20 protein-coding genes and 1 tRNA gene are annotated in these 21,465 nt (G+C 33.6%); 19 read left to right on the top strand and 2 right to left on the bottom strand.

The window, feature by feature from the left end; genetic code table 11:
* The first annotated feature begins 84 nt into the window (after positions 1-84).
* From CHSO_RS11295 to CHSO_RS25950, 18 genes are all read left to right on the top strand, one after another.
* Positions 85-675 carry a TetR/AcrR family transcriptional regulator gene (locus CHSO_RS11295; protein WP_045495961.1) on the top strand — a complete coding sequence of 197 codons (591 nt, stop codon included), beginning with the start codon at positions 85-87 and terminating at the stop codon, positions 673-675.
* Positions 676-755: 80 nt separating this feature from the next.
* On the top strand, positions 756-1,853 hold the full coding sequence (locus CHSO_RS11290) for an alkene reductase (RefSeq protein ID WP_045495960.1): 1,098 nt from the start codon (positions 756-758) through the stop codon (positions 1,851-1,853).
* Between the two features lie 28 nt (positions 1,854-1,881).
* Positions 1,882-2,610 carry an SDR family oxidoreductase gene (locus tag CHSO_RS11285; RefSeq protein ID WP_045495959.1) on the top strand — a complete coding sequence of 243 codons (729 nt, stop codon included), beginning with the start codon at positions 1,882-1,884 and terminating at the stop codon, positions 2,608-2,610.
* A 16-nt stretch (positions 2,611-2,626) separates the two neighbouring features.
* Positions 2,627-3,394: an SDR family oxidoreductase gene (locus CHSO_RS11280; RefSeq protein ID WP_045495958.1), complete on the top strand. Its 768-nt coding sequence runs from the start codon at positions 2,627-2,629 to the stop codon at positions 3,392-3,394.
* A gap of 4 nt (positions 3,395-3,398) precedes the next feature.
* Positions 3,399-4,397: an NADP-dependent oxidoreductase gene (locus CHSO_RS11275; RefSeq protein WP_045495954.1), complete on the top strand. Its 999-nt coding sequence runs from the start codon at positions 3,399-3,401 to the stop codon at positions 4,395-4,397.
* Between the two features lie 648 nt (positions 4,398-5,045).
* Positions 5,046-6,347 (top strand): hypothetical protein, encoded by a 1,302-nt coding sequence (locus tag CHSO_RS11270; RefSeq protein WP_232509187.1) that lies wholly within the window; start codon positions 5,046-5,048, stop codon positions 6,345-6,347.
* Positions 6,348-6,600: 253 nt separating this feature from the next.
* A tRNA-Ser gene (locus tag CHSO_RS11265) sits at positions 6,601-6,685 on the top strand.
* Positions 6,686-7,784: 1,099 nt separating this feature from the next.
* Positions 7,785-9,296 (top strand): tetratricopeptide repeat protein, encoded by a 1,512-nt coding sequence (locus CHSO_RS11260; RefSeq protein ID WP_144428906.1) that lies wholly within the window; start codon positions 7,785-7,787, stop codon positions 9,294-9,296.
* A gap of 1,006 nt (positions 9,297-10,302) precedes the next feature.
* On the top strand, positions 10,303-11,028 hold the full coding sequence (locus CHSO_RS11255) for a hypothetical protein (RefSeq protein WP_045495950.1): 726 nt from the start codon (positions 10,303-10,305) through the stop codon (positions 11,026-11,028).
* An 11-nt stretch (positions 11,029-11,039) separates the two neighbouring features.
* Positions 11,040-11,804 carry a hypothetical protein gene (locus CHSO_RS11250; protein ID WP_144428905.1) on the top strand — a complete coding sequence of 255 codons (765 nt, stop codon included), beginning with the start codon at positions 11,040-11,042 and terminating at the stop codon, positions 11,802-11,804.
* Between the two features lie 5 nt (positions 11,805-11,809).
* A complete protein-coding gene (locus tag CHSO_RS11245) occupies positions 11,810-12,622 on the top strand; it encodes a hypothetical protein (protein WP_045495946.1) in 813 nt (270 codons plus the stop codon).
* A gap of 633 nt (positions 12,623-13,255) precedes the next feature.
* Entirely contained in the window at positions 13,256-14,227 is a 972-nt protein-coding gene (locus CHSO_RS11240) for a hypothetical protein (RefSeq protein WP_045495944.1), read from the top strand.
* Positions 14,228-14,449: 222 nt separating this feature from the next.
* Positions 14,450-14,809 (top strand): hypothetical protein, encoded by a 360-nt coding sequence (locus CHSO_RS11235; RefSeq protein WP_316932466.1) that lies wholly within the window; start codon positions 14,450-14,452, stop codon positions 14,807-14,809.
* 16 nt (positions 14,810-14,825) lie between these two features.
* Positions 14,826-15,200: a transposase gene (locus tag CHSO_RS11230; RefSeq protein WP_045495942.1), complete on the top strand. Its 375-nt coding sequence runs from the start codon at positions 14,826-14,828 to the stop codon at positions 15,198-15,200.
* 481 nt (positions 15,201-15,681) lie between these two features.
* Positions 15,682-16,533: a hypothetical protein gene (locus tag CHSO_RS11225; RefSeq protein WP_144428904.1), complete on the top strand. Its 852-nt coding sequence runs from the start codon at positions 15,682-15,684 to the stop codon at positions 16,531-16,533.
* A gap of 7 nt (positions 16,534-16,540) precedes the next feature.
* Positions 16,541-17,347, top strand: a complete 807-nt coding sequence (locus tag CHSO_RS11220; protein WP_045495938.1) for a hypothetical protein — start codon at positions 16,541-16,543, stop codon at positions 17,345-17,347.
* Positions 17,347-18,138, top strand: a complete 792-nt coding sequence (locus tag CHSO_RS11215) for a hypothetical protein (protein WP_171817640.1) — start codon at positions 17,347-17,349, stop codon at positions 18,136-18,138. The genes CHSO_RS11220 and CHSO_RS11215 overlap by 1 nt, the downstream gene beginning before the upstream one ends.
* A 314-nt stretch (positions 18,139-18,452) precedes the next feature.
* Entirely contained in the window at positions 18,453-18,611 is a 159-nt protein-coding gene (locus tag CHSO_RS25950; RefSeq protein WP_171817639.1) for a hypothetical protein, read from the top strand.
* A 788-nt stretch (positions 18,612-19,399) separates the two neighbouring features.
* Here CHSO_RS25950 and CHSO_RS11210 read toward each other — a convergent pair.
* Together CHSO_RS11210 and CHSO_RS11205 are read right to left on the bottom strand one after the other, a co-directional pair.
* A complete protein-coding gene (locus tag CHSO_RS11210; RefSeq protein ID WP_045495929.1) occupies positions 19,400-19,711 on the bottom strand; it encodes a hypothetical protein in 312 nt (103 codons plus the stop codon).
* A gap of 141 nt (positions 19,712-19,852) precedes the next feature.
* Entirely contained in the window at positions 19,853-20,629 is a 777-nt protein-coding gene (locus CHSO_RS11205; RefSeq protein ID WP_045495927.1) for a hypothetical protein, read from the bottom strand.
* Positions 20,630-20,999: 370 nt separating this feature from the next.
* On the opposite strand from CHSO_RS11205, the gene CHSO_RS11200 reads away from it, so the two are divergent.
* The gene (locus tag CHSO_RS11200; RefSeq protein WP_045495923.1) at positions 21,000-21,458 is read left to right on the top strand and encodes a hypothetical protein; all 459 of its coding nucleotides are present in this window, start codon (positions 21,000-21,002) and stop codon (positions 21,456-21,458) included.
* Positions 21,459-21,465 lie beyond the last annotated feature (7 nt).

The raw sequence follows: 21,465 nt of genomic DNA, 5'->3' as shown, positions 1-21,465 counted from the left end.
ACGATTAAAAATATGATCATTCAAAGATAAAAAAATTACAACATAATATACTTTTTAGTATATTTGCATTATAATTCAATACCAATGTTGACCAAAGCAGAAAAAACAAAGCAATTTATTCTGGAAACCGCTGTACCTCTTTATAACAAGAAGGGTATCTCTGGCGTGAACATTGACAACGTTTTGGATGAAACAAAACTGACCAAAGGTTGTCTCTACGGCCACTTCGAAAATAAAGATGACCTTACCGAGCAAGTGATTGAATTGATGCTAAAGAAAGTGTCTGACAAAATGCATTTGGCAGTTTCAAATGCTAAAACAACTAAAGCGAAAATATCAGCCTTCTTGGATTTCTACAAAGACCCAATAAACACTTACATTTCAGGAGGTTGTCCAATTTTCAACACAGCCGTGGAAGTAGATGACAATTTCCCGGTCATCAAGCAAAAGGTTGCAACATTGTTCAGAGTCGGGCAAGAAGGACTTAGTTCTATCCTTAAAGAAGGCATTGCGAACGGCGAATATTCTACCAAACTCGACCCTGTTGTTTTTGCATTCAAACTTGTGGCATCTGTAGAAGGCGGTATTGTAATGTGCCGAACGATGGACACGATGAAACCGATGCAATCACTCATCAAAAATCTAAAAGCAGAATTAGAACAATACGCGATCTAATTTTTTTTAATTAAAAATAAACTAAAAAGTATATTTTAAAACATATTCTATTATACATCATATTTAAAAACAACAAAATTATGAGTCATACAACATCCTTATTTGAGCACTTTCAACTCAACGATTTAGAATTAGAAAACAGAATGGTAATGGCGCCATTAACCCGTAGCCGTTCCGACAACCCAGAACATACCGCCACAGAATTGAATGCAAAATATTACAGCCAACGTGCATCAGCAGGTCTTATTATTACGGAAGGAACTGTCATCAGTGAAGAAGCAGTTGGTGTTATCAACGTTCCGGGCATTTACAGCCAAGCACAAATTGAAGGTTGGAAACTCACCACCTCAGCCGTTCACGAGAAAGGAGGTAAAATCTTTGCTCAACTTTGGCATACGGGCGCCAACTCCCATCCCGATCATCACAATGGCAACGCTCCTTTAGCACCATCTGCGTACAACCCGAATGTGGAAGTCTTCACTCCTACCGGATTCAAAAAAAGTGAAAGTTCTAGAGCGATGAGCATTGATGACATCAAACAAACGGTGTCAGATTTCAAACAAGGTGCAATCAATGCTTTCGAAGCTGGTTTTGATGGTGTGGAATTACACGGTGCGAATGGCTATCTGCTACAGCAATTCTTCAGCAAAAACAGCAATCTGCGTGAGGATGAATATGGTGGCTCGATAGAAAATCGTGCAAGAATTCTTTTTGAGATTTTGGATGAACTGAAAAATGTGGTAAATCTAAGCCGTGTTGGAATCCGTCTGAATCCTTCTTTAAACGGTATTATGGGAATCTCAGTAGATGACGAAACCATTGAATTTTATAATTATGTAGTTACTAAATTGAATGAATACGGTTTAGCATACATCCACCTCATTGAGCCATTTACGGATGTTTCAAATAATCAAAACGCGATACAGGAAGTTGCAAAATATTTCCGCAAAATCTACAACGGCACCATCATCATCAACAGAGGATTCAACAAAGAAACAGCTACAAAAATACTCAATGACGGCGACGCCGACCTTGTATCTTTCGGTGTTCCTTTCCTGGCAAATCCTGACTTGGTAGAAAGATTTAAAATCGATGCTCCTCTCAACGCTCCAGACCAAAGCACATTTTACACGCCTGGCGAAAAAGGCTACACAGATTATCCATTTTTATCAGAATAATTTTTAACCAAATTTTTAAAATATCAAAATGAAAACAACAGGAAATACCATATTCATCAGTGGCGGAAGTGCCGGAATCGGATTGGCAATTGCCAAAAAACTAAGTGATGCAGGCAATCAAATCATCATTAATGGTAGAAATGAAGCGCGTCTCCAAAATGCCTTAAAAGAATTGGATAATGCCGTTGCTATCGCAGGTGATCTATCTTTGGAAGCAGACCGAATCCGAATTGCAGAGGAACTCAAAACCAATCATCCGAATCTGAATATCATCATCAACAATGCCGGTTCTGCTTTTATGAATGACCTCAGCAACAGCGAAAACAACGCTGCTGAAAAAGCATATCAGGAAATCAACACCAATTACATCAGCGTGATTCATTTCACTTCGTTGGTTTTGCCACAATTATTAGAACAAGAAGATTCGGCAATCATCAACATTTCTTCGATTGCTGTTTTCAGGTCAAACAAATTTTTGCCCACATACTCTGCCAGCAAAGCCGCGCTCCACAGTTACACCCAAGGATTGCGGGATACTTTTGCAGACAATGATAAATTGAATGTTTATGAAGTTTATCCGCCATTGGTCAATACAGAATTTTCAGCAGAAATTGGTGGTGCTAATGGAATTCCTGCTTCTGAAGTTGCAGATGAACTGTTTTTAGCTTTAGAAAAAGATCAGTTCGAAGTTCCGGTTGGCGATACGAAAAACATCCATAATTTGATAAATCCGATCACAGAGCAGATTCCTCATTAATTTTAAATTTTCTATTATGAAATTAAAAGGAAAAACCATTTTGATCACAGGTGGCGCATCAGGAATTGGGCTCGAAGCTGCGAAGCAATTTTTAGCAATTGGCGCAAAGGTGATCATTACAGGAAGAACCCAATCTAAGCTGGATGCCGTAAAAAAAGCATTTCCATCTATCGTCACGATACAAAGTGATGCCGGAAAAGAAGCTGATGCCCAAGCTCTTTTTGAAAAAGTGAAAGCATTAGGTGGCATTGATATTTTATATAATAATGCGGGCGTTCTTGTGCCGCCTGCAAATCTCGGTATTCCAAATGATAAACATCTTGAAGGTGCAGCATACGAAATGGAAGTTAATTATCTGGGTGTCATCAGGCTGAATAATCTTTTTTTGGATATGCTAAACTCCAGAAATGAATCTGCAATCATCAATACGACTTCGATATTAAGCATAACGCCTTCACTGATCGAGGCAACCTACTCCTCCTCAAAAACCGCATTGGCATTTTACACCATTTCGCTTCGGGAACATTTAAAGATCATTGGAAGCAAAGTGAAAATCTTTGAATTGATTCCACCACTTGTTGCAACAGAAATGACCGTAGAAAGAAAAGATAAAAAAATAACGCCTGAAAAAATGATCGAAGGTCTCATCAATGGTTTGTCAAAAGACCATTACACCATCCGAGTAGGTGACGCAAAAATTTTTAGCTTTATCAATAGATTCTTCCCGAAAATTGGCTTTAATATCAACAATCCAAAACAAAGTCATCAACTTTTAAAAAATTAATAAAATGAAAGCTTTCCTCATCAACAATTACACGAAAGATGGACTTCAGCTTGCAGATGTTCCTGCACCAAAAGTCGGTGACAATGACGTTTTGTTAGAAGTTCATTCCGCCAGCCTCAATCTTTTGGATTCAAAAATCAAAAAGGGCGAATTCAAATTGTTTTTACCCTATCAATTTCCATTAATTTTAGGACACGATGTTGCTGGAATCGTCACGAAAGTTGGCAAGAATGTCAAGAAATTCAAAATGGGTGATGAGATCTATTCACGGGTTCCGGATTTTCACATAGGGACTTTTGCAGAATATATTTCTATTAATGAGAAAGATGTTGCCCTTAAACCTAAAAACCTGACGATGGAAGAATCCGCTTCTATTCCTTTGGTAGCGCTGACTGCTTGGCAAGCATTGGTTGAAAAAGCAAATTTGAAAAAGGGACAAAAAGTCTTTATCCAGGCCGGTTCAGGTGGCGTGGGAACTTTAGCAATCCAATTGGCAAAACATTTAGGAGCAACTGTTGCAACAACTGCGAGTGAAAAAAGTTTCGAACTTTTGAAGAGTCTCGGAGCAGATGTTTTGATTGATTACAAAACGCAGGATTTCGAAACGATGCTTAAAGATTATGATGTTGTACTCAACAGTCAGGACAATAAGACATTACAAAAATCAATCAACATTCTTAAACCAAACGGTCAGGTGATTTCTATTTCAGGTCCGCCAACTCCCGATTTTGCTAAAGAAATGGAACTGCCTTGGTATTTAAAGATTGTGATGTCATTGTTAAGTTTCAGCATCAGAGGGAAAGCCAAAAAGCGAAATATCGACTACTCTTTTCTTTTTATGAAAGCCAACGGAAATCAATTGGAAAAAATCGCAAAACTTATCGAAGCTGACATCATCAAACCTGTAATTGACAAAATCTACCCTTTTGAACAAACCAATGAAGCGCTGGAATATGTTGAAAGTGGACATGCGAAAGGAAAGGTCGTTATAAAAGTTAAGTAACTCAGATTTATTTTCTTTAAAACAAAACATCTATTTAACTCACATGTTATTATTTTTTAAAGTAAATTTTCAATAAATTTTATTAATCATATATTATGAAAACTTTTACAAATAGAGATTTGATTAATTTGATTACAGCAAAGTACACTTAAGTATCACTTAATACCTTCAAAATATTATCTATATCGGTTATTAAATGGTTTGAATAGAATCCTGTTAAGTTCACTTGACAGGACTCTTTATTTCTTAATTCCACCTATAAATCTTAAATTCAATTTCCTTTATAAAAGGATTTATTTTAATTTCGATTTTTTCTTCGTTTTCTTATATAAATATTTCATCTGAGGAATTTCTCAAAAGAAAAAAGATATTAAATTTCAAATATGAATTTTAAAAAACATGTTCAAAATTTAGCAATCATTACTTGCAAATTCGAACGAAAATTCCTACTTTTACTAAGTAAAATTTAAATTAGGATTTTACCGCTTTTTTGCAGGTGACCTATTTAGGGCCTTTTAGAAGATGCTACAGCGCAACGCTTATCAATAAAGAGATGAAGGGAGGTTACAAAATCCCTCACTCTCCGCAAAAAAGGTACAAATCATTTGATTTGTACCTTTTTTCATTATAAAAACTGAATGACAGCCCATGAAAGCTAAACCAATGAAGCGTATACTTCCTGTATTAGCCGTTTTGACCTTTTTCAATTATTCAAACGCTCAAAAAATCATTAGCACTGATATTAATAATTTTTGGATGGCTTATGACAGTATCAAAAAAAATAAAAGTAATAAAAGCGAAATTCTTGAAACCCTCTTTCTTAATAAAAAAACTGATGGATTAAAAGCATTCATGGAAATTAAGAAATTTGGAAAAGAAGATTATTTAAATGCAATCGAGAAATATCCTAATTTTTGGAATACCATCAGACCCAGCACATTCATTGATGCAAAAAAAATTAAAACCATCAATACTGCTTTCAGAAAGCTTGGAAAACTTTACCCCAATAATTCCCAAGGAACTATTTACTACACTATTGGAGCGTTGAAATCAGGCGGAACAACCAATAAAGAAGATTTATTGCTAGGGGTAGAAAAAATAACAGGGAATCAGAACACTAGTGTTTCGGAATTTGAGAATGAAAATCTTCGGAAAATGTTCTTATTCACAAATCCTTCACAATTGGAGCAGGTAACGGTACATGAATTCATCCATACTTTTCAAAAAAACGGGGAAATCAATGTTTTATCAAAGGCTATTAAAGAAGGTTCCTGTGATTTCATTGCAGAACTGGCTTTAAACAAGAAATTTACAGCACATTATCTTGATTATGGGTTCAGAAATTATGAAAAAGTAAAGTCTGATTTTAAAAGCGAGATGCTGAGTAAGAAATTGGAGAACTGGTTTTATAATGGTAACGCTAAAAACCCTGATCTTGGATATTTCGTAGGGTATGTGATTTCCAAAAAATATTATGAAAAATCGACAGATAAGAAAGCTGCTATTAAGAACATCATTGAGTTGGACTTCAATAATGAAACTGATGTACTCCAGTTTTTAGCAACATCAGATTATTTTGAAGATCAAAAAAATGCCGGGCAAATACGCTCTGAATATAAAGAACATCAGCCCCAATTAACAAAGATCATTGAATTTGAAAATGGCAACCAGAATATAAGTACAGATATTAAAAAAATTCAAATTGTTTTCTCAAAGCCCATGAATGAAAAAGTGTCTATCAGCTTTTCAAAAAACGGAAAGGAACATTTTCCGTTAAAAAACATTGTAGGTTTAAACGATTCTAAAACAATTCTAACTATAGAAACAACTGACTTACATCCTGATACGGAATACGACTTTTATATAACAGATAGAGCTACAAAATCTGAAGATGGCTACCCTTTTGATACGGGAGAATATAAAATATCATTTAAAACCGAAAAGAAATAATCTTTCAACCATTTTTCAGACAGTAAAGATGTTTTAGATAGAAACTATCTTATCAATATAAAGTTTTATAATCAACAAAATGGTGTAAAACAGTACTGAAATTAAAGTCGAATCTTCCAATTCAGGGCATCAACAAAAATAATATTACTGATAATCCGACAAATAGATTTTAGTTTATTTTTTTATTTGTGGACTTATTATAATTTTTTCTATATTTGCACCACTGAAAAACAACGATACAATCGGAGTTTAAGGAGAGTTGGCAGAGTGGTCGATTGCGGCAGTCTTGAAAACTGTTGACTGTAACAGGTCCGGGGGTTCGAATCCCTCACTCTCCGCTGGTTGAGAAACTAAAATAAGCTAAAACGCTGTAAACATTAATGTTTACAGCGTTTTTTGTTTTAGCACTAGTATCAAAAAAATCAACATTTTAGTGACCTTTTGAGTAACCTCTCTGAAAAATGACAAAAAGAGGCCACAGAAATTCCGAGGACCTCAACCAACAGAGAGTTTAAACAATATACATCTTGTGAAAAGCGGTCAGAAAAACTAAATTTTAAAACCCTAAAAATTACTCCTTGTCAAACCGCAATACATTGCTCAATCAGAAATACTTCCTATAAATTATTATCTACAATAAGGAAATTCCAAATTCAATATAACATTCGTCAAAATTTAGATAAACATAATATATTTTTTTGCTGGGATTATCCTCCTTCCTTTAGAAGGATCTGTATATAATAAATGTATGGAATTAATCCATTAAAATTTGAGATTTCTTTAAAACCCACCCAAACATGATTAATTTTTTCACAATAATACATTGATAACTTAACAGTTATATATTTTTATTTTTTTTATTCAATTTTGTGTGATTTTTTCTAATATCGGTATTTATTTAAACTTTATTTAATTATTTTAACTATTTAACATTTATTTAATTATCATCTAGTGTTATTTTATAATATTTAATTATATTTGTCATTTATTGATTTTATTAAAATTTAATATTTTTATAATATATGTATCAAAAATTATTATATTCCATTAATAATGAATAATAATTATGAGAAAACTAATAAAAACTGTATTTTTTTCTGTTGGATCATCCAATACAAATTTCCAAGTGTCGGTAAGGAAATTTACTCACTTTGCCAGTCGTCTTTAAGAATAACAAGCGGTTCATCTCCTATAGAAGTGAGATTAAAACTCTTTTTAATTGCTCAATTAAAGGGGTTTAGTGTATGGATACCCTCTGAGTTACTGTAAAAAGAATTACTGAAACAGCAAGTACCTTACACAAATCTGAAACTAACCAACTGTAGTAAATAATAATTAATTTCTATGCAAAAGATAACTTTATTTTGTCTATCCTCTCTTAAAATTACAGATACGCAGGAAGGGATTGGTATAATTAAAAATATTTTATATTCTTTAATGAATATACGGGCAAAAAATATTAATGTTCAGAAAAATAATGCAGGTATATTATTCCCGGCAGTAAACAGGATATTCTTAATCTTTTTTTTGTCTTTGTCCAGTGTATTCTATACTCAGAAATGGTCTCCCGAAAAAATAGACCGTTTACAAGATAAAATAGGAAGCCAATACCTGCAAGAAGGCAGAATTCATGATGGGATTGAACAAACTAAAAAAGCAATACAATTATCAGAGGAAATAAATTATACAAAAGGCCGGGCAAGAGGATATATTCACATGGTAAATTTTCTTCATTCTTTGGGAAAGTACAGTGAAGAACAGGTATACCTGCAAAAGGCAGAATCTCTCTATTATACATTTGATGACGATCCTGCATTACTCTCAGCATTTTTTGCCGCTTACGGAAAAAATTATCATGAATTAGGGTTGATTGAAAAATCTAACGAAAGCTTTGATAAGGCACTAAAGGAAGCTTTAAAAATAAAAGATAAACAGCGAAAAAGAAAACGCCTGCATTATATTTATGGAAATAAGGCTATAAACTTCGGACTGATTGGATATAATGATTCTATGTACTATTATATACACAAAGCTTATAAAATTTTACCCCGAGTAGTAGAAGCAACTAACCTTACAAGCTATTTTCTTGAAAATAAGAAAAATCTAGACTCTGCAAAATTTTATCTTCGCGAGGCTGAAGGTTTACTAAAAAACTCTACGGAGCCATTCGACTATTTAGTCTTTAATTATATGTCTGGCCAGTACTATGAAAATATAAAAAACTATAATAAGGCTTTGGAGTTCTACGAAAAATCTCTCGCCTTATCAATTAAAATGAACAGACCTAAAAATATGATGAAGAATTATAAAGAAATCGCTGAAATATATAATCTTCAGAACAATGTTTATAAAGCTAATGAATATCTGCAAAAGTATACAAAAATTCGGGATAGCTTTGAGAAAGGTAATTTGATCGCTTTACAGACCTCTGGAAAAAAAATCATTGACGATGAAAAGAAACAGATCCAAGAATCGAATAAGAAATGGTATTACATTATTGCAGGATTATTTTTAGGGGTAACAATTCTAATAGTTCTACTAAGTATTGCATATTACAAGAAAGTGCAAAAAAAAGATCTATTGTTGAAAGAAAATACAACAGCTATTTTGCAAAAAGATTTACAGGTGAAAGTATTAGAGCAAAAAGTAAACGAAACTTTTGATGAAATAATACAATTGGCAAAAAAAAACCATCCTGAGTTCTGGGGACGCTTTCAAGAGGTTTATCCCGATTTTCGCAGTAGAATTCTCAGTATTAATCCTACTTTAAAAGTTTCCGAACTTGTATTAACTGCTTATATTTATTTAGGATTCAATACAAAAGATATTGCTAATTATACCTTTAAAGCTGTCCAGACTATAAAAAATAATAAATACAATTTAAGGAAAAGATTAAATATCCCTGCACAGGAAGATATAGTAGTTTGGATAAGAAATCAGACAGGATAAAGAAATTAGAATCTAGGAAGGGTTTCAAATATTTCTGAAAATAGAATATCGCTCTAGGGTTAAAAAATATGATCTGATTAATATGTTTTCCACACTAATTTTGGTAAGGTACTTTGTTGGTACCTTATTTTTTTTGATTTAATTGATGACATTTTTTGCTTTGTGCCTTCAAAAGTTTAAAACTCTAAATTTCTCCACGTAAAAAAATATTTATGAAAAATAATGGATATTTTGATCTTAAAAAACTCATGATTGAAAAGGTAGATAAAACTTTAGAAATACAATATAAAGATCATATCATTGTCTTTAAAAAGTATTAATTCAAGCTGTCTATTGGTATAAGTCCGAAACAAAAAAGTATAGAGAAAAAATAAGACTTATTATATCACTATTGGAGATGTTGCTGTAGCGGTTTCATTAATTTATTATTTTTATTTTCTCCAAATGACAGAAATATGGAAAAAAACAGATCCATTGATTGATAAAACAAGTACAAGACCTTTGATGAAATGATTCAACTGGCAAAGAATAACAGTCGCGAATTTGGTCCACATTTTCAGAAACAGTATCCTGATTTCCGGAAAAAATTTCGGACCTTAAGGTTAATCTTAAAGTTTCTGAACTTATCTTCTGTACATATATTTTTTAGGCTTTACAACTAAAGATATAGCTAAGTATACTTTTAAACGTATACAGACCATCAAAATAATAAAAGTAATTTAAAGAAAGGCTTAATATTCCTATTCAGCATAATACAATCTTATGGTTGCAAAAAAACTCAACGAATAGAACTTACATCTGATTATCAACATTTTGAAACATTGAGTACTTCGTTGGTACCTAAGTTTTTTGCTTACATAAAGTAATTTCATGTGATTTGTAACAAGTAATGCTGTAGTTATTCAGGTTTACTACTAATACAGATTAAGATGAAAAATTATAATGGTATCCCGGCTTTGGTGTAGGATATATCTAAAGGTAAAACACAATTCTAAAAACATATACAATGCAAAAAAAATTTATTATTTATGGAGCTATATTCGTTCCAATGTTCTCTCTAGCCCAAGTGGGGATAAGGACAACTTCTCCCAATGCAAGCCTTCATATGGAGCCAACAAGTATTTCGGCTCCTACGGGGATGGATGGAATTTTGATTCCCAGGGTAAAATCATTTCCTATTGCCCAGTCGAAAGGGCATACCGTTTTCTTATTTCAGCACGCTACACTTCCGGATGGTTTTTATTATTGGGATGGTATAAGCTGGGTTTCCTTTCTTAGCAATTATAACCGGCTGTATGATGATAGTATTTATGCAGTTAGCGGAGTTGGTTATTCTGCTTCGGGAAATACTGAGAATAATGTATTATTCAGTGCATTAAAGGCATATGATACGACAGGTTTCTCTGTTTCGGGTAATCAGATTACTGTAGGAAAAAGTGGAACCTATCTGCTCAGTTTTAATTCCGCATTAAAAAAAACGGTTGGTACAGTCAATGAGAATAGAGCAATTTATACTTACAGGATAAAAAAGAACGGAGTAACAGTTCTGACAACTTCCAACTCCATAACTAATGAAGGCACAACAGCAACTAGCGTGGCGCTTAGCGGAATTTTGAATTTGGCTCAGAATGATGTTATAATAGTTACAGTACAAAAAACTACTGAGACGGGAAGTACATCATACACGGGTTATGGAACCAACTGTATCACAATGACGTACCTGAACGATTAATCTTTAATGCTATGAAAAAGATAACTTTATTTTTCTTAATGCTTCCTTTAGGGTATTTGTTTGCTCAGAATGGGATAGGTATAAATACCAGTGCTCCGCAGGCTCTGCTGGATATACAGGCAAAAAATACTGGTACTCCGGAAAATTCTGCAGGTATATTATTCCCAACTGTAAGTCGCTTTTCATCTGTGGACCCTGTTCAGAGTCAGAATGGAATGTTGGTTTTTTTGGATAACGCAAATACGGCAGGTTTTGAGGGGTACTATTTCTGGGATGATGCAAAAAAACTATGGCAATATATATTCCAGACTAAGATTTTGGGAAAGAATCTATTTAAGACGATTGCTTCAGGAAATGGATTTCCTGTAATTACCAGTAGCGACACAAATACTAATGTTTGGTTTAAAACCCCCTTCACAGGCTTGAAAGCTCCGGATGCGAATTACATGTTACAGAATGGCGATGTAGTTGTAGGAAAAACTGGAAATTATTCAGTATTCTTTACCGGTGGTGTATACAAAAATACTGGTGATCTTGGAGCAACAATAACAGAAGTAGGAGTCTTTATAGATAATGGGGCGAACCCTGTCCTTATAGCCAAATCACCTTTACCGTCAGCAGATAATGCTAAAAGAAGTACCAATCATACGATTTCGAATATTATCACATTAACTAAAGGGCAGAGAATATCGGTACAGACACGGAGAACCAGTTCATGCAGCACAGAAGTTGGGCCGGAGTCTGTTTATACATTAACCTTATCTTATTTGGACTAATAATTATGAAAAATATATCAACTTTACTTATACTTGGTAATATCTTTTGTTTTGGATTTTTAAGTTCTCAGGTCGGCATCAATACCAGTGTCGCCAAAACTACATTAGAAATTAAAACAAAAGATAAAGATAATCCGCTCAGCAACGAAGGAGTAATCGTACCAAGGGTAACATCACTGAATGTAACAAGTGCCAAACAACATGGATTATTGGTTTTCCTCGACTTCGAAGATCCACTCACTGAGGCTATTGAAAAAGGGTTTTATTGGTGGAACAATACAAGTAATACATGGATTCCCATTTTTTCTATGAATAAGATGACTAGGGACAAAACCATTACGTATGTAAGCTGTAAAAATGTATTTGATGAGGGCCCCTTAACTTCTGTTTCAACCAATCTAAGAACTCTTGGTTTTGACAGTACTACACTTATTGCTAATGATGCGGGTAACTTTGCAGTCAATGCTGCTGGAGAACTGGTTGTCCAAAAAGCAGGTACTTATCATGTTCAGGGCGTAATTTCTCTTCACAGTATTACAAATGGTAATAATGCGGCCAGAGATGCCTATGAAGGAGTCATTATGGTAAATGGTGCAGAGCCTGTACCTAATCTACGTACTGCATACGGGTTTCCTAGCGGCCAAACTGTTTTTGACAGCAACACGGCGATTTCCGGGTTTGTGACCTTAAATGTAAATGACAGGATCCGGTTTTCCATTAACAGATATTATAGAGACCCTACTTTTACAGATTCTGCTACAATTACCCCCAATGGTACGCTTTCTAATCTTACGTTGCGGTATATGGGAAATTTTTAAAAAAATTATCTATGAAGTGTAAAAACTGGATAGTCTTATTTTTCAGCTAAGCCTTTGTGGATGCTCTATATTGTATAGAATGCCAATGTATCCTTGTTCAATTTCAAAAGGAAATGCAAATAAACTAAAATGGAAGTTTCAACTCATACTGGTGTTATAAGATTGGCCTTCCTGTGATTTAATGAAAAAAACATAAAAAAAATACACAATGAAAAAAATACAAATATTTGGAAACTGCATTAGTTTCTACTCTTTATTTTGGCCGAGTCTTACAGATACACAAAGCCACAACATAACACTGGATTCAATATAGCTAAAAATGGTTCTCTTACTTTTAATATTACCCCAAAAATTTCTTTAGAGGTTATTTCATAATGCGTATGCATCGGTAATAATGTTTTATGATGAAGATGGTTGTACTAGCAGACACCTGATGATGAAGTATGCTGAAAATGGAAAAACACTACTCTTCATTATAAATTTTATTTCTGCCTGCACCCTTAGCAGATTTTAATGTTGATTAAAATTCAGTAATTCCCCCCTTGATTCAATGAATTTGAAAGTAAGGTAAACCTGGTCAATCTATAAATCATATCGAAAACTCTAAATGTTAAACCTTGAAATAGTATTATTATGAAAAATTTATTATTAGCAACCTTATTGGGATTACCCAATATTATCTATTCGCAGGCAGGAAATGTCGGAGTAAATACAGCAATTCCAGGCAGTACTTTTACCGTGAATGGATCTATAGCGGGTCAATACAAAAGGACATCAGTTTCCACAACCTTGGGTATTGGTGATTTCTATATGGCTTTTAGTGGTTCCTCAGCAGGGACATTTACTTTACCTGCCGCAACAGTAGCTACACCCGCCAGTGGAAATATACTGGGAAGAGTTTATTACATCAAAAATGTTGGAACTGCATCGCTTACAATTACAGCAAGCGGAACTGAACTAATTGATAATCAATCCGGAGCAGGTGTTTCAAGTGTCATCCTAACACCTGGTGGATATACAATGCTTATCAGCAAAGGAACAACAACCGGAACTACCTGGGAGTTAGGAATTCTGATCAATAAAACAACCCCAACAATTGCTGCATTAGGGGCTTCTGATACAGTTACCTATTCTGGAACTACACTAACAAATTTCAATAACAGTATTCCTCAGATTATTCCATTTTCTGTAAGTGATGTTATTGTGAATCAGGGAGGTTCCGCAGTTTGGAATGATGCAGGAGATTACTGGCAAATACTTGAGTCAGGTGTTTATAAAATAGAGGGATATGCTTATTTTGGAAGTGGTGGAGCTGTTTCAGGAACTGGAGCTTTTACGGGAATCAATTTGAATATTACCAAGAATGGAACTGCTCTTTCAAATATTATTGGAGGAAACAGGGGTAATATTGATAATAACGGTGCAGCAGCTGGAAATACACCTATAAGTGTGGATTGCATTGTACACCTCAATGCTGGGGATAAAGTCTATCTTACAATGAACTGGGGGGCACTGAATAAGCCTACAGTAGATGCTCATATTTCTACCCCTGCTTCTTTGTCGGAAAGTAGAAACTTTTCTTTACAGCAATTATCTACACCATAATCACTTTGGAAATTGCTTTTTACGGCAGTTTCCAAATTTTAAAGATTAAACTATATACAGAATTTTATTAATCCGCTAAACATTATTCTTAATACTAAGATGAACATAGATTTTAAAAATATTTATATTGGATCACTGATTAAGCAAAGGGTTTTGGAAACTGGAATTGAAACAGAACGTATTTGCAAGTTTTTCAAATGTACTAGTGAACAAATAGATCAAATGTTTTTACAGGAACAGTTAGATACTCATACTTTATTAAAATGGTGCAAATTACTTGAATATGATTTTTTCAGAATCTATTCTCAACATTTAATATTATATGCTCCACCTGCAAGAGTTAATTACAGCACCTCTATAAAAGAAAATGGATCTCAGCTTCCACAGTTTAGAAAAAATATTTACACCAAAGAAGTAATCGATTTCATTTTGGAATCTATTGAATACAAGGAAAAAACAAAGGAACAGATCATAAGTGAATATAAGATTCCTAAAACAACTTTACATAACTGGATCAAAAAATATGCTGCAGGAAACAAGGCAGAAACTCTGGTTAACAAGTTAAGACTAAATATAAAATAACATTATTAGACACAATATGCAAAAGTCAACTCCAGATTATCACCAGATCTATAATGACATAATCAACAAAAAATACCCATCTAGAAAAGAGGAATGTAAGTTCTTGTTGAATAAAGAAAACCTATCAGTATTAGATGTAATTGAGCTTAACCGCAGAATTTTTGGTATATCAGATCAGAGGACAGAAGCATTTAATCAAAGTCATCGATCTTACAATAAATCTTCCATACTGATGATGTTAGATTATCAAAAGAAAAATAAATTAACTAATTCACAGCTTGCAAAACATTTTAAGTTAAGCAGGAATACTGTAACCAAATGGAAGAGGTTGTTTATTAGTATGACGGACAATGAAGGTGAAAATTGTGAAGTTGAAAACATTCTAAATTAATTGATATTCCCTTTGGGATTAATATTATGAAATAAAAGTAAAACAACTATGATTAAAGAAACTACCAATGGATATTAATAGAATACTCCTGAATAAATTTTTACTAACAGCCAAAATATACATTTTCAAAAATAAATAAAAAAAAACCGGTTTCTTATTTCTCTTTTCGATTCTTAAGAATTGAAGTATAAAACACAAAAAAATACACTTACGATGAAAACCATTACCTTACATTTCCATACATATGACTCTTAAATAGTTCTTATACTAGCTTTGATAGTTAAGAGTCTATTTGTCTACGGACATACAAAATCCATAATTTTTAGTAAATATCTTATTGAGATTTCAAAACATTAGCTGCTCTGTTGATCAGTTTGCAAATGTTTTGTTTTAAAATATTTACTATTTAAAAACCGCATTATAATTTTTAAAATTATAATACGCGAAAACACATTTGATAATAAATTTTAAACAATAAGTGATGAAAAAACTATTATTATTGGGAATATCCATTCCCTTTATGACGTTTGCTCAAATGGGTATAAATACGTCTAACCCTTATAATTCAGCTGCTCTGCAAGTAGAATCCAGTAATAAAGGCATATTGATTCCAAGAGTAAATATCACCAATACAACATCTCAGTCTCCCATTTCTGTTACTCCTAAAGATGGATTATTGGTCTATAACTCTGGAACTTCACAAGGAACTTCCCAAACGCTTTACTTCTGGGATTCTACCGCTAACTTTGGAAGCGGGGCATGGAATAAATCGCTCTATTTCAAAGAAACACCCAAGGTTGCTTATATTGGATTGTTAAACAATACCTCAAAGTTAAATAATTTTGTTGCGGGTGATCAAGAAGCGTTGGTAAGCGGTTCAACTAACAATTACTATATCATCAATTCCGGATATATGCCTCTGTTGGATTTTGTCTACAATACGACATTGAATGCATGGGAAATCGTTTTGGGACCTGGGAGTTATACTTTGGAAATAGTACATCAGTTAAATGCTCCTCCCGCTAACCCTTCAGGTAATGCTGTTGCAATTCAAGGGAGTTATTACAACATGGGATACTATAGTGATCTTAATCTTTACGAATACAATCCAGTTACAAATAGCTTTGGGAATTTTATATCAACCAAACGGGTTGAAGGAGCAGTTGTATCCAAAATCAATGAAAATCATAAAGTTCGCTTGCTTCATAGTTTTGACATTGTATCTACAGTAGCCGTTAAGCTTGATATTGGAAGAATGGCTGCAAGTAGTTTCAATGATTTGGTTACTATTTTGGCTAATGGAACAATTATTAAAATAACAAAATTAAAATAACACAAAGATGAAGAATATACTCATTACTTCCTTTCTATTTTTGATAGGAAATTTATATGCCCAGGTGGGAGTTGGCACAACAAATCCTCATCCCTCATCTGTATTGGAGGTATCTGGTAATACAGGCAAAGCTTTTCTTCCTGCAAGAGTAACTTTAGGAGGGCTGTTTGATAATACCAATCCCGTAAATAATCCCGCAGAAGGACTAATTGTTTACAATGTGGGAGGCTCCCAAATGGAAGGCTTTTATATATGGAACAAAGGACTTTGGAGCGCAGTAGCAGCTTCAGCTAATTCCGTCTCCAATACTGTTGTGACGAATAATACATCGAACATAATGCTTGCCGGATTAGCCAATGGGGTTTTTCAGACCATGACAGGGGGAAGCATGATTTTTAGCAGTATTACAGGAGTAAGCTACGATCCTTTAACGGGCAATATAAGCCTTCCTGCAGGAAAATATTCTGTTACTGTGGCTTTAAACATTGTTGTTCCGGATGAAGCTCCGTCTTCAGGGTTAGGCAGTACAATACGCACTCATGTGCATTATTATGAAGCAAAGTTAACTAATACTTCAGGAACGGTACAGTATGGATCCAGTGTTTTGGAAAATGCTACTTCTAACGCCAGTGCAGATAAAAAACACGGAGCTAATTTTTCATTTTCTGTTGAACTCATTTCTCCAACAACCATTACATTTAAACTGTCCCATCATACAGGAGGTACTTATGAAAATGCTTTAGGAGGTATTTCACCCAATAACGGAAGAATAACAGTTTCAAATTCACTAATTCATGTACAAAAATCATTATGATGAAAAAAATATTTATAATTATCAACATTGCATTGGTTTCTATTGTAAAAGCACAAGTGGGAATCAATACCACAACACCTAATCTTTCTTCAATGTTGGACATAGTATCCTCTGATAAAGGAGTTCTATTTCCTCAATACGAACTTCTTTCCTTAACAAGTAATACGTCTCCAGTAAATAACCCCGTAAAAGGCTCGATTATTTATAATAAAGGAACAGGGGGATCTAATTATCCTAAAGGATATTTTTACTGGACAGGCAATGTTTGGGAAAGAATGCTTATGAATAATGAAGTAGATCAGATCTTAAGAATTCAGGTTTTTGGTGGAACTTCAAGTCAGCCGATTATTATTCCCAATGGTACAGGGAATAATATTGTTTCTTTTAACAACACAGGAATTATAAATACAATACCTGGGGTTACATTTTCAGGGGGTCAGAATATTACCCTGCCTGCCGGAACATATAGGGTAGATGTAACTTTGGACTGTTATAATGACAGCACTTCTGTAGCAGCTTTTATTACCAATTACAGCTTTTTCGTAGTGAATGCCGGAATTGTTAATACAAGTAATGCCTTGTTAACAGATCTCAAAACGGGAACTCAGATTTCTGGTAATGGATACGCACCTGGAAAAATACAAGGATATAAATTTACATATATATTACAGCTTCCTGCGTCACAGTCCGTAAGATTGATGTTAAATCACGGTAATGGATTTTCGGAAGGTGGAAATACATATGCCAACCAATCAGGACTGGTTGTTACTTTTTATAAAATGTACGAGTGATTTCCATTTCAGCCCATAATGATTAAATAATCAAGGTTAATATTTTAACCGTTACAGATCCCAATGGTCGTTTTAATCTTAGTAACGGCACTTACACAGTTGCCCAATCAGGAATCTACTTGATTGCCGCCTATATTATGCCTAATTCTAATCCAGATCGGAATACAACGGGCTTTTTTTATCCAGTAAATCTTGAAATAAGAAAAAATACAGGTGGCAATCCTTCAGGCGGGACTATTATAATGGATAATGCAACAATACGATGGGCAACACCATAGCAGGCAGCACTGCGTTACTCTGTAGTTGTTCCCGGAATGGTTTCATTAACTGGCGGAGATACCCTCAATACAGTGGTTTACCTTACTGGAGAAAATGCTGCCGCAAGTGCAACTGGTGGAATTTCCTATCCGACAAATTTTAGCTATGCTAACTTTGCCGAGTTTAAAGCACTATTCAGTGTTAATGCATTGTAACTAAAGATAGCAATACCCTTAAAAGTTATATCTTTTTGAGGGTATTTTTTATTCCTTCTTTACTTTCAGCTTAATAACCAATCAATAGCAAATAGTATTATCCTTAAAATTGTTTTGTTGGATTCGCCATCTGTTTTCCTTTCAGGAATAAGTTTTGGGAAATGGGATTGTGGCTGTGTATCCAATTAAAGAAATAATCACAACTATTCTATTAACCAAAAATCTAAAATTAAAGATCTTGAAGATTTCGACTTAGCACATTATGATTTCAAAGCTTGACAATATAGGGCAATAGGGTTTTCAAATAGAGATAATATGCTGGTCTAAAATTATTAAGCCTTCCAAGGAATCAGTAGAGAGATATGTATCAATATCAGTGGGGTAATTATGTAATATCACAATAAAAAACTCTAATTGAAGATTATATTTTAAGAGTTGGGAAGAATTGGAACGCAATAGCAATTATAAGCAGCATCGTTTTCGGAGCTTCAAATGACGTATAAGATCAGAAAAGTATCTGAATTTTTAAATATTCAACTGCTGGGCCATTATATTTTAACCTTCACAGAATGCTTGTCCATCCATTGAATACCTGAATGTATTAAAATCCAATAGAAAATAAATAATGCCCAGCTTTAGGACATAATACTGGATTTTCAGCCTCTAATGAACCTTTTGAATATATTATCAAATGGATAAAAATAGAAAAAAATAAATTATTGTACTCCTGTAATATAGAAAGGATGTAAAAGCCTCCTTGCATTTCTTTCTTTTAAAAATTAATAGAGCTATTCTTCTGCTCTTTTTGATAGCGCTCTCAAGACCAACAAGCTTATTATAATCAGTAAAGGTCCGAAAAAAACATAGCCTGATGATGATCTTGGAGTATTCACAAGAAGTTCCTGATTTTCACCCGGATAATTATTGCCTCTCACTCCAGCATAATTACAACAATAACTTTCACTTCCAACACAACTTCCATTTAGATTATTGCTCTCGTCAATTGTATCAGATACATTTCTAACAGACCTGCCCTGCCCTTTGGTCCATTGTAAAATAAATATGAGAATAAGAACAAAAATGAAATATAGTCTGTACATAAAAGGTAGTCATGGTTATTCCCCTAAAATATAAATTTTTATCATATATAGCTGCATACAAAAAAGATAAAACTATATTCGTCATATAATCACCTCATTTTTTATCAAGCTGCTATACTAAAATGGTTTAAAAACAGTGATTTACTGTTTGACTTGAAAGTTTTTAAAATCAAAAGGGATTTTTTGCACAGATTCTTCGTTTTCAATGAACAATTCCAAAGGAATATTTCCTCTTTCTTCTGCAGTCATTGATTGTTTAATTTTATAAAACGTATAGATAATCCCGGTTTTAGGATCTTTTACTGTAACATTGTTGTAGCTGAAATCCAGTCCATCATCTATAGTGGGTACTACAGGTATTATATCGTGTTCTTTATCATTTGTTTTCGCCATCATAAGATCATACTCATTAAAGTCTATCTTCTTGTCCTGATTGGCCTTGTGATTGATAAAGTCTTTAAAAATCTTATTTGCTGATTCTACAGATACTAGACCAAAATAAAGACCTTGACTTTTAGCAAGACTCTTGTCAATAAGATTCACATCTTTCTTTAAATCTTTTACTTTTCCCAAAATAAAGTAAGAATTGTTTTCTCTGGAAGGCTGGAAATATTTGATAACTCCTTGAGCATTTACACTTTTTAATTTTTCTTTTGGTGCTTCATAACGCGCCAGAATGTTAGCTCTTCTATAGATGTTATAGACATTATGGTTATCTATCAAAAGGTTTCCTTTTTTATCCGTGACGGTAATGGTATCAAATTTTATTAAATGAAACTTACCATTAGGCTTATCCTCCATTTCAAAACTCAATTCTATAAAATCAAAAAAATAACCGGCTCGGCCAAAATGAATATTTTGCTGAGAATATAAACTCGTGGAAAGAATGATACTCGCTAAAAGAAGTAGTTTATTCATTTATTTTTTTAATTTTTGAATTATCTGGTCTTAAATTATTCTCAAAAAGTACGACTTTCCTGGTTTACAGCAAAATAAAGTGAATCAATGGTTCAGAAGGTATTTTCAAATCTATAAAACTATTAATTTGGAGGATAACATTCATTTTTCCTTATCAACTCATTCATTCCAACGGAATTATTTTTCCAAGCTTAAAACCCAATAGCCAAAATAAATTAACCTTGTGAAAATATAACAGTTGTGTGCAAGGAAAATATTAAATACATTTGAGAAACCACTGTATACCAAGAATAGTTAATTAACTATATTGCAGAATATCATGAACAGTCTGTATCAGGTATTTGAAGTATAACAGACAAATTTTAACGGTATGGATTTCAAAAAAATCAAATATTTTTTTCTCGCATTTTTAATAGCAGGGTTCATTTTTACAAACAATATGTTGCCTGTCTCCTACCAGGTCCGTTCCATCATTGGTCTGATTCTATTAGCCGTCTATGCCTTCGGAGCCTATACGCTGATTTATCGTCCTATTGCCTCGGAAAACAAACTTAAAAGACATTTATTCATAAGACTCGGGATTCTTAGCCTTTTCCTACTTATTGCCATTTTTTCACAATGGTTTCTTAAGGAACAGAATACCAATTGGGGAACAGGATATATGCTCTACTTAGTGATGATAGTATTGGGATATGCCACCCTCATATATACCATTGTTGAATCCATTGTGCTATATACCAAGAAAAAATATGAACAAACTGCTATTAATCTTGCTTTAGCGTTTGCTATCTATTGCTTTATAATTTTTAGCGGATTATTTGGTTTTTAATTCCTCA

The sequence above is a fragment of the Chryseobacterium sp. StRB126 genome (assembly GCF_000829375.1).
Classification (GTDB): domain Bacteria; phylum Bacteroidota; class Bacteroidia; order Flavobacteriales; family Weeksellaceae; genus Chryseobacterium.
This window is presented reverse-complemented; position numbering and strand designations above follow the sequence as displayed.